General features: G+C 59.8%; 10 protein-coding genes, 1 tRNA gene and 2 rRNA genes (1 of these 13 only partly in view). 7 read left to right on the top strand and 6 right to left on the bottom strand.

What is annotated here, in order from left to right; all coding sequences use genetic code 11:
* Nucleotides 1-38: 38 nt before the first annotated feature.
* Nucleotides 39-998 carry an ADP-glyceromanno-heptose 6-epimerase gene (gene rfaD, locus I6L32_RS07795; RefSeq protein ID WP_039041134.1) on the bottom strand — a complete coding sequence of 320 codons (960 nt, stop codon included), beginning with the start codon at nt 996-998 and terminating at the stop codon, nt 39-41.
* A gap of 154 nt (nt 999-1,152) precedes the next feature.
* Between rfaD and I6L32_RS07790 the strand changes: the two genes are divergently transcribed.
* The 5 genes from I6L32_RS07790 (at nt 1,153) to I6L32_RS07770 (ending at nt 7,346) form a co-directional block, all read left to right on the top strand.
* Entirely contained in the window at nt 1,153-1,797 is a 645-nt protein-coding gene (locus I6L32_RS07790; RefSeq protein ID WP_010672429.1) for a TetR/AcrR family transcriptional regulator, read from the top strand.
* Between the two features lie 183 nt (nt 1,798-1,980).
* A complete protein-coding gene (locus tag I6L32_RS07785) occupies nt 1,981-3,171 on the top strand; it encodes a glycine C-acetyltransferase (protein WP_052815560.1) in 1,191 nt (396 codons plus the stop codon).
* An 89-nt stretch (nt 3,172-3,260) separates the two neighbouring features.
* The gene (gene tdh / locus I6L32_RS07780; protein ID WP_216944900.1) at nt 3,261-4,286 is read left to right on the top strand and encodes an L-threonine 3-dehydrogenase; all 1,026 of its coding nucleotides are present in this window, start codon (nt 3,261-3,263) and stop codon (nt 4,284-4,286) included.
* Between the two features lie 219 nt (nt 4,287-4,505).
* Nucleotides 4,506-4,958 carry a cytochrome c5 family protein gene (locus tag I6L32_RS07775; protein ID WP_039041132.1) on the top strand — a complete coding sequence of 151 codons (453 nt, stop codon included), beginning with the start codon at nt 4,506-4,508 and terminating at the stop codon, nt 4,956-4,958.
* 84 nt (nt 4,959-5,042) lie between these two features.
* The gene (locus I6L32_RS07770; RefSeq protein ID WP_216944899.1) at nt 5,043-7,346 is read left to right on the top strand and encodes a bifunctional diguanylate cyclase/phosphodiesterase; all 2,304 of its coding nucleotides are present in this window, start codon (nt 5,043-5,045) and stop codon (nt 7,344-7,346) included.
* Here I6L32_RS07770 and rep read toward each other — a convergent pair.
* Nucleotides 7,333-9,345, bottom strand: coding sequence for a DNA helicase Rep (gene rep / locus I6L32_RS07765; RefSeq protein WP_216944898.1), 2,013 nt, complete (start codon nt 9,343-9,345; stop codon nt 7,333-7,335). The genes I6L32_RS07770 and rep overlap by 14 nt on opposite strands.
* A gap of 152 nt (nt 9,346-9,497) precedes the next feature.
* Between rep and I6L32_RS07760 the strand changes: the two genes are divergently transcribed.
* The gene (locus tag I6L32_RS07760; RefSeq protein ID WP_216944897.1) at nt 9,498-10,718 is read left to right on the top strand and encodes an aminotransferase class V-fold PLP-dependent enzyme; all 1,221 of its coding nucleotides are present in this window, start codon (nt 9,498-9,500) and stop codon (nt 10,716-10,718) included.
* Nucleotides 10,719-10,730: 12 nt separating this feature from the next.
* On the top strand, nt 10,731-11,165 hold the full coding sequence (locus I6L32_RS07755; RefSeq protein WP_216944896.1) for a SufE family protein: 435 nt from the start codon (nt 10,731-10,733) through the stop codon (nt 11,163-11,165).
* Nucleotides 11,166-11,184: 19 nt separating this feature from the next.
* On the opposite strand, the gene tcdA is transcribed toward I6L32_RS07755, so the two are convergent.
* The 4 genes from tcdA to I6L32_RS07735 all read right to left on the bottom strand — a co-directional run.
* Complete coding sequence (tcdA, locus tag I6L32_RS07750) at nt 11,185-12,021, bottom strand: tRNA cyclic N6-threonylcarbamoyladenosine(37) synthase TcdA (protein WP_043155679.1); 837 nt, start codon at nt 12,019-12,021, stop codon at nt 11,185-11,187.
* A 147-nt stretch (nt 12,022-12,168) separates the two neighbouring features.
* A tRNA-Asp gene (locus I6L32_RS07745) sits at nt 12,169-12,245 on the bottom strand.
* A gap of 98 nt (nt 12,246-12,343) precedes the next feature.
* A 5S ribosomal RNA gene (gene rrf / locus I6L32_RS07740) occupies nt 12,344-12,458 on the bottom strand.
* Nucleotides 12,459-12,580: 122 nt separating this feature from the next.
* Nucleotides 12,581-14,011 (bottom strand): 23S ribosomal RNA (locus I6L32_RS07735); it runs 1,458 nt beyond the window's last position.

The following is a 14,011-nucleotide window of genomic DNA, read 5'->3' as shown; positions in this document are numbered from 1 at the left end:
CGATCGACGGGTGGCCAGAGCCACCCGCCAGAGGGGGATCAAGCCCGGTTCAACCAGGCCATGTAATCGGCCACGCCTTCGGCCACAGTCTTGAACTCGCCGTCATAGCCGACGCCGCGCAACTTGGTGAGATCCGCCTGGGTGAAGCTCTGGTAGCGACCCTTGAGGTGATCCGGGAAGGGAATGTATTCGATGGCGCCTTTCTGGTGATGCCTGATCACGGCTTCCGCCACGTTCTGGAACGGCTCAGCCCGGCCGGTGCCGCAGTTGAAGATGCCGGAGTGCTGCGGATTCTGCCAGAACCAGAGGTTCACCTTGCAGACGTCGTCCACGTAGATGAAGTCGCGCATCTGGCCGCCATCCGGGAAGCCGTCACAGCCCTCGAACAGCTTGGGATTGTCACCCTGCTTCACCTGGGTATTGAGGTGGAAGGCCACGGACGCCATGGATCCCTTGTGCTGCTCGCGGGGACCATAGACGTTGAAGTACTTGAGACCCACCACCTGGGAGTTGATCTCCGGCATCCAGCGACGCACGTACTGATCGAACAGCTGCTTGGAGTAGCCGTAGACGTTGAGGGGCTGCTCGAACCTCGGGTCTTCGATGAAGTTGTCGTTGCGCCCACCATAGGTCGCGGCGGAAGAGGCATAGATGAAGGGGATTTCCCGCTCGATGCAGTAGTGGAACAGATCCTTGGAGTACTCGTAGTTGACCTCCATGATGAACTTGCCGTTCCACTCGGTGGTCGCGGAGCAGGCGCCTTCGTGGAAGATCACCTCGATGCCGTCATCCCACTCCTCGAATTCGTCACCGGAGACGATCCGCGCCTGGAACTCGTCCTTGTCCATGTAGTCGGCGATGGTGAGGTCGACCAGGTTGACGAACTTGGTGCCGTCGGTCAGGTCATCAATGACCACGATATCGGTCCGTCCTTGAGCGTTCAGCTGCTTGACCAGATTGCTGCCGATAAAGCCAGCACCGCCAGTTACTACGATCATGGAGTTTGCCTCGCGTACGTTGTGGCCCCGTGTGACTGCCTGTTAAAGCTGTGTATAGTGGGCCAATTTGAAATTGCCGAAAAGTTTATCACGGGCCGCAAGGGGATTCGACCTCGATGACTTTTCCCCTTCGGGCCCGGCAGAGGGACCAGCGATGAAGACCAGAGACAGGATCATCCACAGCGCCACCGAGCTGTTCAACGATCAGGGCGAGCGCAACATCACCACCAACCACATTGCCGCACACCTTGGCATCAGCCCGGGCAACCTTTACTACCACTTCAGAAACAAAGAAGACATCATCCACTCCATCTTCGATCAGTACGCCCGCCACCTGAGCGACAGCTTCACTCCGATCCGCAGCAGCGAGATCCGGCTGGAGGATCTGATGGGCTACCTGGATGCCATCTTCTATTTGATGTGGCAGTTCCGCTTCTTCTACGCGAACCTGCCGGACATCCTGAGTCGCGACGAGCTTCTGCAGCAGAAATACCTCAAGGCACAGGAGCAGCTCCGTGCCACCGTGGAGACGCTGCTCAGAAGCCTGCGCGAAGGCGGTATCATCGCCGTCAGCGATGAAGACCTGCCGGATCTCGGCCAGACCATCAAGATGGTCGTCACCTGCTGGATCCCGTTCCAGATCGCCCAGGCCCCGGCCACCCGCATCACCAAACCCCTGCTCTACCAGGGGGTCTTGCGGGTGCTGTTTTTGCTGCGCCCCTACGTGCAGCCACAGGTGGCCCCCCAGATACATCAACTGGAGCAACATTATCACCAACTGGCCCAACCAGCCGGGTGAGATCTGTTTCACAATTGTTGATTATCAGCATAAAAATTTGAATTTATACGCAGGGATTACAGTAAAATGTCGCCCATTCTAGGGTCTGTCGGCGTTTCGTCGCGACCGTGACGACGCCAAACCGTGCGGGTTGCACGGCCCGGGATCCTGATAACACAGTCGATACAGCAATGAGGACCGAGGATGTCTAACGGATTCTATCGTCACCTGACCGAACAGCTCGAACAGGTCAAGGCGGAAGGGCTATACAAGCAGGAGCGCATCATCACCTCGGCCCAGCAGGCCCAGATTGCGGTGGGTGGCGAGCAGGTACTGAACTTCTGTGCCAACAACTACCTGGGGTTGGCCAACCATCCCGACCTGATTGCCGCCGCCCATCAGGGGCTCGAGAGCCACGGCTTCGGCATGGCCTCGGTGCGCTTCATCTGCGGTACCCAGGACCAGCACAAGGAACTGGAGCAGAAGCTGTCCGCCTTCCTCGGCACCGAAGACAGCATCCTCTACTCCTCCTGCTTCGACGCCAACGGCGGTCTGTTCGAGACCCTGTTCGGTGCCGAAGACGCCATCATCTCCGACGCCCTCAACCATGCCTCCATCATCGATGGGGTGCGGTTGTGCAAGGCCAGGCGCTATCGCTACGCCAACAACGACATGGCCGAACTGGAAGCCCAGCTCAAGCAGGCCGATGCCGACGGCGCCCGCTTCAAGCTGATCGCCACCGACGGCGTCTTCTCCATGGATGGCGTCATCGCCGACCTCAAATCCATCTGCGATCTGGCCGACAAGTACGACGCGCTGGTGATGGTGGATGACTCCCACGCCGTCGGCTTCATCGGCGAGAACGGCCGCGGCACCCACGAATACTGCGAGGTGATGGAACGGGTCGACATCATCACCGGTACCCTGGGCAAGGCGCTGGGTGGCGCGTCCGGTGGCTACACATCCGGTAAGAAAGAGGTGATCGACTGGTTGCGTCAGCGCTCCCGTCCCTACCTCTTCTCCAACTCCCTGGCACCCTCCATCGTCTCGGCCACCATCAAGGTGATCGACATGCTGGCCGAGGGTCACGACCTGCGTGCCCGCCTCAAGGAGAACAGTGCCTACTTCCGCGAGCGCATGAGCGCCGCCGGCTTTACCCTGGCCGGCGCCGATCACGCCATCATTCCGGTCATGCTGGGGGATGCCAAACTGGCCGCCGAGATGGCGAGCCGCATGCTGGACGCCGGTATCTACGTGGTGGGCTTCTCCTTCCCCGTGGTACCCAAGGGTCAGGCGCGCATCCGGACCCAGATGTCCGCCGCCCATACCCGGGAGCAACTGGACAAGGCGATCGATGCCTTCATTCGCATCGGTCGCGAGCTCGGTGTGATTTGATCACATGGCTGGCTGATTAAAACGGGGGCCAAGGTTGGGCCCCATTTTATTACCCTCTGTACCCGGCATGGCGCCGTGAGGAATCTGTCATGAAAGCACTCTCTAAACTCAAATCCGAAGTCGGCATCTGGATGACCGATGTCCCGGCTCCCGAGCTCGGCCACAACGATCTGCTCATCAAGATCCGCAAGACCGCCATCTGCGGCACCGACATGCACATCTACAACTGGGACGAGTGGGCCCAGAAGACCATTCCCGTCCCCATGGTGGTAGGGCACGAGTATGTGGGAGAGGTGGTCGCCGTCGGCCAGGAAGTGCGCGGCTTCGCCATCGGCGATCGCGTCTCCGGCGAAGGCCACATCACCTGCGGCCACTGCCGCAACTGCCGTGCCGGTCGCACCCACCTGTGCCGCAACACCATTGGTGTGGGTGTGAACCGCTCGGGTTCCTTCGCCGAATACCTGGTGATCCCGGCCTTCAACGCCTTCAAGCTGCCGGACAACATCCCCGATGAGCTGGCCGCCATCTTCGATCCGTTCGGCAACGCCGTGCACACCGCCCTCTCCTTCGACCTGGTGGGTGAAGACGTGCTCATCACCGGCGCAGGCCCCATCGGCATCATGGCCGCTGCCGTCTGCCGTCACGTTGGCGCCCGTCACGTGGTGATCACCGACGTCAACGAATACCGGCTGGAACTGGCCCGCAAGATGGGCGCCACCCGTGCCGTCAACGTGGCCAAGGAGAAGCTCTCCGATGTCATGGAAGATCTCGGCATGACCGAAGGGTTCGATGTGGGGCTGGAGATGTCCGGGGTGCCCAGCGCCTTCCAGGACATGATCGACAAGATGAACCACGGCGGCAAAATCGCCATGCTCGGCATTCCTCCCTCCACCATGGCCATCGACTGGGGCAAGGTGATCTTCAAGGGACTCTTCATCAAGGGGATCTACGGCCGCGAAATGTTCGAAACCTGGTACAAGATGGCAAGCCTCATCCAGTCTGGCCTGGATCTCAGCCCCATCATCACCCATCACTTCCACATCGACGACTTCCAGCAGGGCTTCGAAGCCATGGGCTCGGGCAAGTCCGGCAAGGTGATCCTGAACTGGGATTGACGACACGCGAGGGGCGCCTGGGCAATCAGCGCGCCCTCTCTTGTTCAGCCTCACGAAACCCGGCGCATGCCGGGTTTTTTTATGTGGGATCACCCCTTCCCGCTCTACCACTTTGTTTGCAGATTGCTTAACACTTCACACACAAGCGTTTAAATGGCTGTAACTATTCGGTTATAATCCCGTCGTTTTCTGGGGATAATAAGAGCCTGCTGGGAGTACATGAGCGTGTTGAAAAAACTGAGCTATTTGCTGGCTGCCGGGATGGCGGCCGCCACTCTGTCCGGCGCCGTCCTTGCCGCCGATGACATGTCGACAGAGGCCATCGCCGAGCGTATTGCCCCGGTTGGCCAGGTTTATACCGCCAAGGATCTGGAAGGCATTGCGACCGCGGCGGCCGCGCCTGCGGCAGCCTCCTCCGGCCCACGTGACGGCGAGACCGTGTTCAAGGGTGCCTGCTTCGCCTGCCACGATACCGGTGCCGCCGGCGCCCCCAAGCGAGGTGACAAGGCAGCCTGGGAGCCACGCATCGCCCAGGGATTCGACACCTTGCGCAAACACGCCATCGAAGGCTTCACCGGCAAGGCTGGCATGATGCCACCGCGGGGGACCTGCGCCACCTGCAGTGACGAAGAGATCGAGAACGCCATTCACTACATGATCGACAAGCTCTAAGTAATTGAAAGGGCTCCTCTTGCAGCCCTTTCAATCCCATCACTTCCGACTACGCTTGAAGGTAAGTTTTTTCGGGAGTGTTGCATGTCAGTTCAGCCCACCACACCGCCAGACTCGCACTCCTTGCTGGCGGTCGTCTCCTCCATCATGGATTTTCCCGCCCCCGGCATTGCCTCCCCCGAGGATTACGCCCGACTGGTCGGTCTGCTGGACACACTCTGCCCTCTGCAACATTTCGCCATGCTGGGGCTGGCCGACGGGGGGCTGAACTGGCGCTACACCTATCAGCTTCCCGACGTGTTCAAGCAGCAGTTGGGACGGGAAGAACCTCGCCTCACCGAACAGCTCACCCGGCTCGATGAAGGTCAGGGCTGGTGCGTGCAGCCTGTGGAGCATATCGACGTGCAGTGGTTGCTGGCACGCAGCACCCCGGATCAGGCACCCACCCTGAGGCTGCTGTTGGAGTGCCTGGCCAAACGCCTGCACGAAACCCAGACCGGTACCCAGCTGGCGGGGCAGGCTTCCCCTCTCATGCAGCGGGATCCCCAGTGGCAGGAGAAAATCGAGAAGATCGGCCGAGTGATGCGCCTGGCTCACAACCTGCCTCAGCATGCCCTGTTTGCCCAGTTGGAAGCTGTGTTGCGCCAGATGCTCTCGGTCAGCGACATGTTGCTGATCCGGCTGGAAAACCAGCGACTGGAGCGACTCTATCCACCACACCTGACATACGACGATGACATCATTCGGGCCATGTGCCACAGCACCAACAGCGTAGAGCGCCATGAAGAGGGACTTTACTGGTACAGCCTGCCCCTGCGCCAGCAGCAGCAATACTTTGCCCACCTCATCCTCAACATGACCCGGCCTCTGGAAACCGATGACAGGCTGTTCCTCGATTTCCTGCGCCATCAGCTGACCCTGTTGCTGGAGCTCAAAAGGGTGCGACAGCAACTCGATGAGCTCAACTCGGAGGAGTCCATCAACCAGCGACTCCAACAGCTGCGCCAAACCAACTTGAGGTTGCAGAAACGGCTCAAGCATCATCAGGAGCTGGAGCGGCGGCTCCAGTTCAATGCCCTGCACGACCCGCTGACCCAGCTGCCAAACCGGGCGCTGCTGATGAATCACCTGCATCATGCCATGACCCGCTACCGCCGTTACCAGACAGCCGGCTTCACCCTGATTTTCGTCGATGTGGATCACTTCAAGCAGGTCAATGACGCCCTGGGCCACAGTGCCGGCGATCAGCTGCTGCAGGAGCTGGGCAGCAGGCTGCAAGGCTGCATCCGGCAAAATGACATGGTGGCGAGGCTCGGAGGGGACGAATTCGTCATCTATCTGGACAACAGCCAGCGGGAAGAGGACATCAGCCCCGCGCTCAATCGCCTGATTGGCCGTATCGGCCATCCGTTCCGGCTCCAGGGCAACGAACTGACCATCACCGTCAGTCTGGGAGTCGCCAGCGTGACGGAGCAAACGGCCGATGTCAGTGAGCTGCTGCACCAGGCAGACCTCGCCATGTACCAGGCCAAGCGCAACGGCCGCAGCCGCATCGTCATGTATTCGGAGGCCTGTACCGAACAGGCGGGGTCACCGGAAGAGCGGCTCTTCAGAGCCTTGCGGGAAGGGCGGATTGTGCCCTACTTCCAGCCGGTGATCAGGCTGTGTGACAGCCGCCTGGTCGGACTGGAGGTGATGGCGCGCTGGATAACGGAGGAAGGGGAGCTCAAGGATGCATTCGACTTCATTCCTTTGGCGGAACAGTGCGGCCTCATTCAGGATCTGGACCGCCAGATCCTCAAGCGCACCTGCCAGCAACTGAAGCTTTGGCAACCCGCCTCCGAGGTCGGTCGTTTCAGGATCGCCATCAACCTCTCCGGCAAGCACCTGGCCAGCCACGAGCAGATCATGCAACTCCTCACCATCATGGAGGAGGAGGGTGTCATCCCCGCATGTTTCATCTTTGAGTTCAACGAGCGCGAGCTCTCCCGGCAGAGTGCCGACTCCCTCACTGCCCTGCATGAACTGAGGGCGAAAGGGATCCAGGTCAGCCTGGATGACTTCGGCACCGGCTTCTCTTCTCTCAACGCCCTGTTTCACTTCCCGGTGGATTACATCAAGGTGGACGACAGCTTCACCCATCGCATGTTGAACTCACCCAAGGATCTGGCGCTGATCCGCGCCATGCGGGACATCTGCCAGGACCTCGACTTCACCCTGGTGGTCGAAGGGATCGAAAATCAGCAACAGTTGCAAAAGCTCATCGAGCTTGGCTGCGCCCTCGGGCAGGGACGCCACATCTCCCCCCCGCTACCGGGAGCCGATATTCCCCCCCTGCTGGGTCAGGCCGCCCGAGAGGCCAAGCCTTCCGGCCTCAATCCTTCTTGAACAGGGCCCGCAGGTTGGCGACACCAACCTGCCCCTTCTGCTGGCGCTCCTCTGCCGTCACCTTCTTCTGGTTTTCCCACTCCAGGTCATCCTGGGGCAGCTCCAGCAGGAAGCGGCTCGGCTCCGGCCGTACCGACTCGCCAAACTGGCGACGCTCCTTGCAGAGGGTAAAGGTCAGCTCGGTCTGGGCCCGGGTGATCCCCACGTAGGCGAGGCGCCGCTCCTCCTCCACGTTGTCCTCGTCGATACTGGTCTGGTGGGGCAGCAGCCCCTCCTCCATGCCCACCATGTAGACATAGGGAAACTCCAGCCCCTTGGAGGCGTGCAATGTCATCAGCTGCACCTGATCCGCCTCATCCTCCCCTTCGTTGCGTTCCATCATGTCCCGCAGGGTGAGCCGGGTAACCACCTGAGCCAGCGTCATCGACTCCTCCAGCTCATCCCCTTCCAGCATCTCGCTGATCCAGCGATAAAGGGTGGAGACGTTTTGCATCCGCATCTCGGCCGCCTTCGGACTGGGGGAGGTCTCGTAGAGCCACTCCTCGTAATGGATCTCCTTGATCATGTCCCGTACCGCCTCCACCGGATTGCCGCGCAGGGCCTGATCGCCAAGCCTCACCAGCCAGTTGGTGAAGGCCTGCAGGGCGGATAGACCGCGCCCGGAGAGGTGTTGCTCCAGCCCCAGCTCGAAGCTGGCGGCAAACAGGCTCTTGCCGCGCTGGTTGGCGTACTGGCCCAGTTTTTCGAGGGTAGTGGGGCCTATCTCGCGGCGCGGCAGGTTGACCACCCGCAGGAAGGCAGTGTCCTCGTCCGGGTTCACCAGCAACTTGAGGTAGGCCATGATGTCCTTGATCTCGGTGCGGGAGAAAAACGAGGTACCGCCCGAGATACGGTAGGGAATGCGGTTGGTCATCAGCGCCTTCTCGAAGATGCGCGACTGATGGTTGCCCCGATAGAGGATGGCATAGTCTTTGAACCGGGTGCGATTCATGAACTTGTGGCCCATCAGCTCGGCGGCGATACGCTCCGCCTCGTGCTCCTCGTTCTTGGCAAACAGCACCTTGAGCTTCACCCCCTCGTCCAGCTCGGAGAAGAGCGCCTTGTCGTAGACGTGGGGGTTGTTGGCGATCAGGATGTTGGCGCACTTGAGGATGCGCCGCTTGGAGCGGTAGTTCTGCTCCAGCTTGATGAGCCGCAGATTGGGGAAATCTTCGTTCAGCAGCACCAGATTCTGCGGCTTGGCCCCACGCCAGGAGTAGATGGACTGGTCGTCATCCCCCACCACGGTAAAACGGGCCCGCTCGCCGACGATCTGCTTCACCAGTTCGTACTGGCTGGTATTGGTGTCCTGGTATTCATCGACCAGCAGGTAGCGGATCTTGTTCTGCCAGCGCTCGCGCACCTCCTGGTTGCTCTTGAGCAGCAGGGTCGGCATTACGATGAGGTCGTCAAAATCCAGCGCGTTGTAAGCCACCATCTGGCGGTGGTAACGCTCGTAGAGCTGGGCCATCAGCACTTCTTCAGGCCCGCGGGCGATACGCATGGCCCGGGCCGGCAGGATGAGGTCGTTTTTCCAGTTGGAGATCTGGCTGATGAGGGCCGAGAGCTTGTCCTTGTCGTTGTCGAGCTCCGTCTCGGTCAGCTCCTTGAGCAGCGCCAGCTGATCGGTGTCATCGAACAGGGAGAAGTTCGCCTTGAGGTTCAGGCTCTTGTGCTCGCGACGAATAATTTCGAGTCCCAGGGTATGGAAGGTGGAGACCATCAGCCCCCGCGCCTCCTTGCGACCCAGGGTCTGACCGACCCGCTCCTTCATCTCCCGCGCCGCCTTGTTGGTAAAGGTGACCGCCGCTATGTTGCGTGCGTTGTAGCCGCACTGCTGTACCAGATAGGCAATCTTGTTGGTGATGACGCGGGTCTTGCCCGATCCGGCACCCGCCAGCACCAGGCAAGGGCCGGAGACATACTTGACCGCTTCGTTCTGATTGGGGTTGAGCTTCATGGGCCGGATCTCTTGGCTTATGATGAGGGGCGGCATTGTAGCAGAGATCCCGCAGGCAGCCGAAACCGGGCACGGGATCCCGCCACTTCATCTTGTGTTTGCCCGCCATTTTCCGGATCATGACCGACTTTTCCAGACGAGATGAGGGGAGCATGAATCAGCAACAGCACGACCGGCTGCGCGGCCAGTTTCCAGCCTTGGCGCAGGAGGTGAACGGCCACCCTCTGGTCTATCTGGACAACGCCGCCACCACCCAGAAACCGCAAGCCGTGCTGGATGCGATCAATCACTACTATCGGGCCGACAATGCCAACGTGCACCGCGCCGCCCATGCCCTGAGCGGCCGGGCCACACGCGCCTTCGAAGATGCCCGCGAGACGGTTGCCCGCTTTATCAATGCCCCTCGCAGCCACGAAGTGATATGGACCCGTGGCACCACGGAGGCGATCAATCTGGTGGCCCAGAGCTGGGGGATGAGCGAGCTGAGGGCGGGGGATGAAATCGTGCTCAGCACCCTGGAGCATCACGCCAATATCGTCCCCTGGCAGCTGATCGCCCAACGCACCGGCGCCGTGATCCGGGTCGTCCCCCTCGATGAGCGGGGCGATCTCGACATGGCTGCCTATCACGCCATGCTGGGACCACGTACCCGACTGGTGAGCGTGGCTCACGTCTCCAATGCCCTTGGCACCGTCAATCCAGTCAAAGAGATGGTGGCAGCGGCCAAGGCGGTCGGGGCCCTGAGCCTCATAGACGGCGCCCAGGCGGTGGCCCATCTCGTAGTGGATGTGCAGGCTATCGGCTGCGACTTCTACGCCTTCTCCGGCCACAAGCTCTATGGCCCGACCGGGATCGGCGTGCTGTGGGGCCGCACTGAGCTATTGGAGCGGATGCCCCCCTGGCAGGCCGGCGGCGAGATGATAGACAGGGTCAGCTTCAGCGGCACTACCTTCAACACCCTGCCCTTCAAGTTTGAAGCTGGTACTCCTCATATTGCCGGCGCCATCGGCCTGGCCGCAGCCATCGACTTTGTGATGGAGCAGGACAGGGACTCACTGGCCAGCCATGAAGCAGCGCTGACCGACTATCTGGTTGCCGGACTGCAACAGGTGCCAGGGCTGCGTCTGGTCGGCGAACCCGGTCAGCGCGCCGGCGCGGTCTCTTTCCTGCTGGACGACATCCACCCGCAAGATGCCGCCACCCTGCTCGACATGCAGGGGATCGCCCTGCGTGTAGGACACCACTGCGCCATGCCGCTGATGGAATCTCTCGGTATCGGCGGCACCCTGCGTGCCTCCCTGGCCTGCTACAACAATCGGAACGATGTGGACGCCCTGCTGGCCGCCCTGCACAAACTCAGTGACTTCTTCTAAGGCAGACACCCGATGAACAGCCTCGCAACCTATACCCGGATCGGCCTTGAGCCCAATGCCGATACCATCCGCCAGCAGTTTGCGGCAGCAAACGGCTGGGAGAACCAGTACCGACTCATCATCCAGCTCGGCAAGCTGCTACCCACCTTGCCCGCAGAGTGGCAACAGGAAGAGCACCGCCTGAAAGGGTGCGAAAGCCAGGCCTGGCTAAAGGGAGAAAAAAGTGAGGACGGCAACTGGCACTTTGCTTGCGATTCCGATGCCCGCATTGTGCGTGGCCTGATCGTCATCGTACTGGCGGCACTCAACCACCAACCTGCAGCGGCGATCCACTCCTTCGACATGGAGGGCTATTTCACCGAACTGGGGCTCGAAAAACACCTGAGCCCGTCGCGGGGCAACGGGCTCAGGGCAATCGTGTTGGCGATCCGGGAGCAGGCTGTCTAACCCGCAGTGCAATGGTCGATCAGGCTGCGCCAATCGACCCTGTGTCTTCATTTCCGGCCTCTTTCTCGGCGCGGGCCCCGCGCTCGGCAATCTTCTTCAATACTCGGGAGGCGGCGACCAAGCCAAAGGTGGCCGTCACCGGCGTCACGGCACCGAAGCCGGAGGCACAATCCATCTTCATATTGCCGTCGCTGGCCCCCTTGGCCTGGCAGGTGCCGCCATTGCCATCTGGATAACTCAACTGCTCGGTTGAGAAGACACACTCCACCCCGAATTTGCGCGCCGGATTCTTGCTGAAGTTGTGCAGTCGGCGCAGGTCGGAGCGCACCTTGGCGGCCAGCGGATCCTGAATGGTCTTGGCCAGGTCGGCCACGGTGATCTGGGTCGGGTCCATCTGCCCGCCGGCACCGCCCGCCACGATCACCGGGATCTTGTTGCGCTTGCAGAAGGCAATCAGCGCCACCTTGGCCTTGACCGAGTCGATGGCATCCACCACATAGTCAAACTCCCGCTTGATATGCTCGCCCAGGTTGTCGGCGGTGACGAAGTCATCCACCTCGATCACCTCGCAATCCGGGTTGATGGCACGGATACGCTCGGCCATCACCTCCGTCTTGAGACGGCCGACGGTGCCCTGCATGGCATGGATCTGGCGATTGGTGTTGGTGATGCAGATATCATCCATGTCGATCAGGGTGATCTGGTTGATGCCGGCCCGAGCCAGCGCCTCGGCCGCCCAGGAGCCGACGCCACCGATCCCGACCACGCAGACTTTCGCCTGGCTGAAAGAGCCAAGGGCACGCTGGCCATAAAGACGGGCAATGCCCCCGAATCGCTGTAGATACTCTGCTTTCATACCACCACCTTGCTTGAGGGCGGCCATTATAGCGGCAACCTCTCTCAGGGGCGATGATCGGATGATAGCGGTGTTGATGAGAGGGAAAAGGAGTGCGGTATCGGAAACGAAAAAAAGCCCAGTCGTTAGACTGGGCTTTTTAAGTAGTGGCGGAGCGGACGGGACTCGAACCCGCGACCCCCGGCGTGACAGGCCGGTATTCTAACCGACTGAACTACCGCTCCGCATTCGGTTAGCTTTCGCTAAATCTTTTGCTGCTTGTTTGTGAGGTGTCATCCTCGCAGCCAGCCATGTGATTCTTCACATCACCGTTTAATTGGGTGCCTGGCAGTGTCCTACTCTCGCATGGCGAATGCCACACTACCATCGGCGCTACAGCGTTTCACTTCTGAGTTCGGCATGGGGTCAGGTGGTTCCACTGCGCTATTGCCGCCAGGCAAATTCTTCAATCTCGGAAAGCTGACGTGAATAACGACTTTGCTAGCTGCTTGTCATTATCACTGAATTTGAGTAGTTCGTTCTATTTGCTACAAGCCTTAGAACACTTCTTGGGTGTTGTATGGTTAAGCCTCACGGGTAATTAGTATGGGTTAGCTCAACGTATCGCTACGCTTACACACCCCACCTATCAACGTTGTGGTCTCCAACGGCCCTTTAGGACCCTCAAGGGGTCAGGGATGACTCATCTCAGGGCTCGCTTCCCGCTTAGATGCTTTCAGCGGTTATCGATTCCGAACTTAGCTACCGGGCAGTGCCACTGGCGTGACAACCCGAACACCAGAGGTTCGTTCACTCCGGTCCTCTCGTACTAGGAGCAACTCCCTTCAATCATCCAACGCCCACGGCAGATAGGGACCGAACTGTCTCACGACGTTCTGAACCCAGCTCGCGTACCACTTTAAATGGCGAACAGCCATACCCTTGGGACCGACTTCAGCCCCAGGATGTGATGAGCCGACATCGAGGTGCCAAACACCGCCGTCGATATGAACTCTTGGGCGGTATCAGCCTGTTATCCCCGGAGTACCTTTTATCCGTTGAGCGATGGCCCTTCCATTCAGAACCACCGGATCACTATGACCTACTTTCGTACCTGCTCGACCTGTCCGTCTCGCAGTTAAGCTGGCTTATGCCATTGCACTAACCTCCTGATGTCCGACCAGGATTAGCCAACCTTCGTGCTCCTCCGTTACTCTTTGGGAGGAGACCGCCCCAGTCAAACTACCCACCAGGCACTGTCCGCGAGCCCGATTCAGGGCCCTGCGTTAGAACATCAAACATACAAGGGTGGTATTTCAAGGACGGCTCCAGCGCAACTGGCGTCACGCCTTCAAAGCCTCCCACCTATCCTACACATGTAGGTTCAATGTTCAGTGCCAAGCTGTAGTAAAGGTTCACGGGGTCTTTCCGTCTAGCCGCGGGTACACCGCATCTTCACGGCGAATTCGATTTCACTGAGTCTCGGGTGGAGACAGCATGGCCATGGTTACACCATTCGTGCAGGTCGGAACTTACCCGACAAGGAATTTCGCTACCTTAGGACCGTTATAGTTACGGCCGCCGTTTACCGGGGCTTCGATCAAGAGCTTCGCTTGCGCTAACCCCATCAATTAACCTTCCGGCACCGGGCAGGTGTCACACCCTATACGTCCACTTTCGTGTTTGCAGAGTGCTGTGTTTTTGATAAACAGTCCCAGCCATCTGGTCACTGCGACTCCCGACAGCTCCATCCGCAAGGGACTTCACCATCAAGAGCGAACCTTCTCCCGAAGTTACGGTTCTATTTTGCCTAGTTCCTTCACCCGAGTTCTCTCAAGCGCCTTGGTATTCTCTACCCGACCACCTGTGTCGGTTTGGGGTACGATGACTTGTAATCTGAAGCTTAGAGGCTTTTCCTGGAAGCAGGGCATCAATGGCTTCCGCACCGTGGTGCGTTCGTCTCGTGTCTCAGTGTTGTGTCTCCGGATTTGCCTAGAAACACCACCTACGC

This window comes from Aeromonas sp. FDAARGOS 1402 (genome assembly GCF_019046925.1).
GTDB lineage: Bacteria > Pseudomonadota > Gammaproteobacteria > Enterobacterales > Aeromonadaceae > Aeromonas > Aeromonas caviae.
This window is presented reverse-complemented; position numbering and strand designations above follow the sequence as displayed.

Bases quoted from the DNA above. Each gene is read 5' to 3' on its own strand.
- rfaD (WP_039041134.1), bottom strand. From the start codon at position 998: ATGATCGTAGTAACTGGCGGTGCTGGCTTTATCGGCAGCAATCTGGTC.
- I6L32_RS07790 (WP_010672429.1), top strand. From the start codon at position 1,153: ATGAAGACCAGAGACAGGATCATCCACAGCGCCACCGAGCTGTTCAAC.
- I6L32_RS07785 (WP_052815560.1), top strand. From the start codon at position 1,981: ATGTCTAACGGATTCTATCGTCACCTGACCGAACAGCTCGAACAGGTC.
- tdh (WP_216944900.1), top strand. From the start codon at position 3,261: ATGAAAGCACTCTCTAAACTCAAATCCGAAGTCGGCATCTGGATGACC.
- I6L32_RS07775 (WP_039041132.1), top strand. From the start codon at position 4,506: ATGAGCGTGTTGAAAAAACTGAGCTATTTGCTGGCTGCCGGGATGGCG.
- I6L32_RS07770 (WP_216944899.1), top strand. From the start codon at position 5,043: ATGTCAGTTCAGCCCACCACACCGCCAGACTCGCACTCCTTGCTGGCG.
- rep (WP_216944898.1), bottom strand. From the start codon at position 9,345: ATGAAGCTCAACCCCAATCAGAACGAAGCGGTCAAGTATGTCTCCGGC.
- I6L32_RS07760 (WP_216944897.1), top strand. From the start codon at position 9,498: ATGAATCAGCAACAGCACGACCGGCTGCGCGGCCAGTTTCCAGCCTTG.
- I6L32_RS07755 (WP_216944896.1), top strand. From the start codon at position 10,731: ATGAACAGCCTCGCAACCTATACCCGGATCGGCCTTGAGCCCAATGCC.
- tcdA (WP_043155679.1), bottom strand. From the start codon at position 12,021: ATGAAAGCAGAGTATCTACAGCGATTCGGGGGCATTGCCCGTCTTTAT.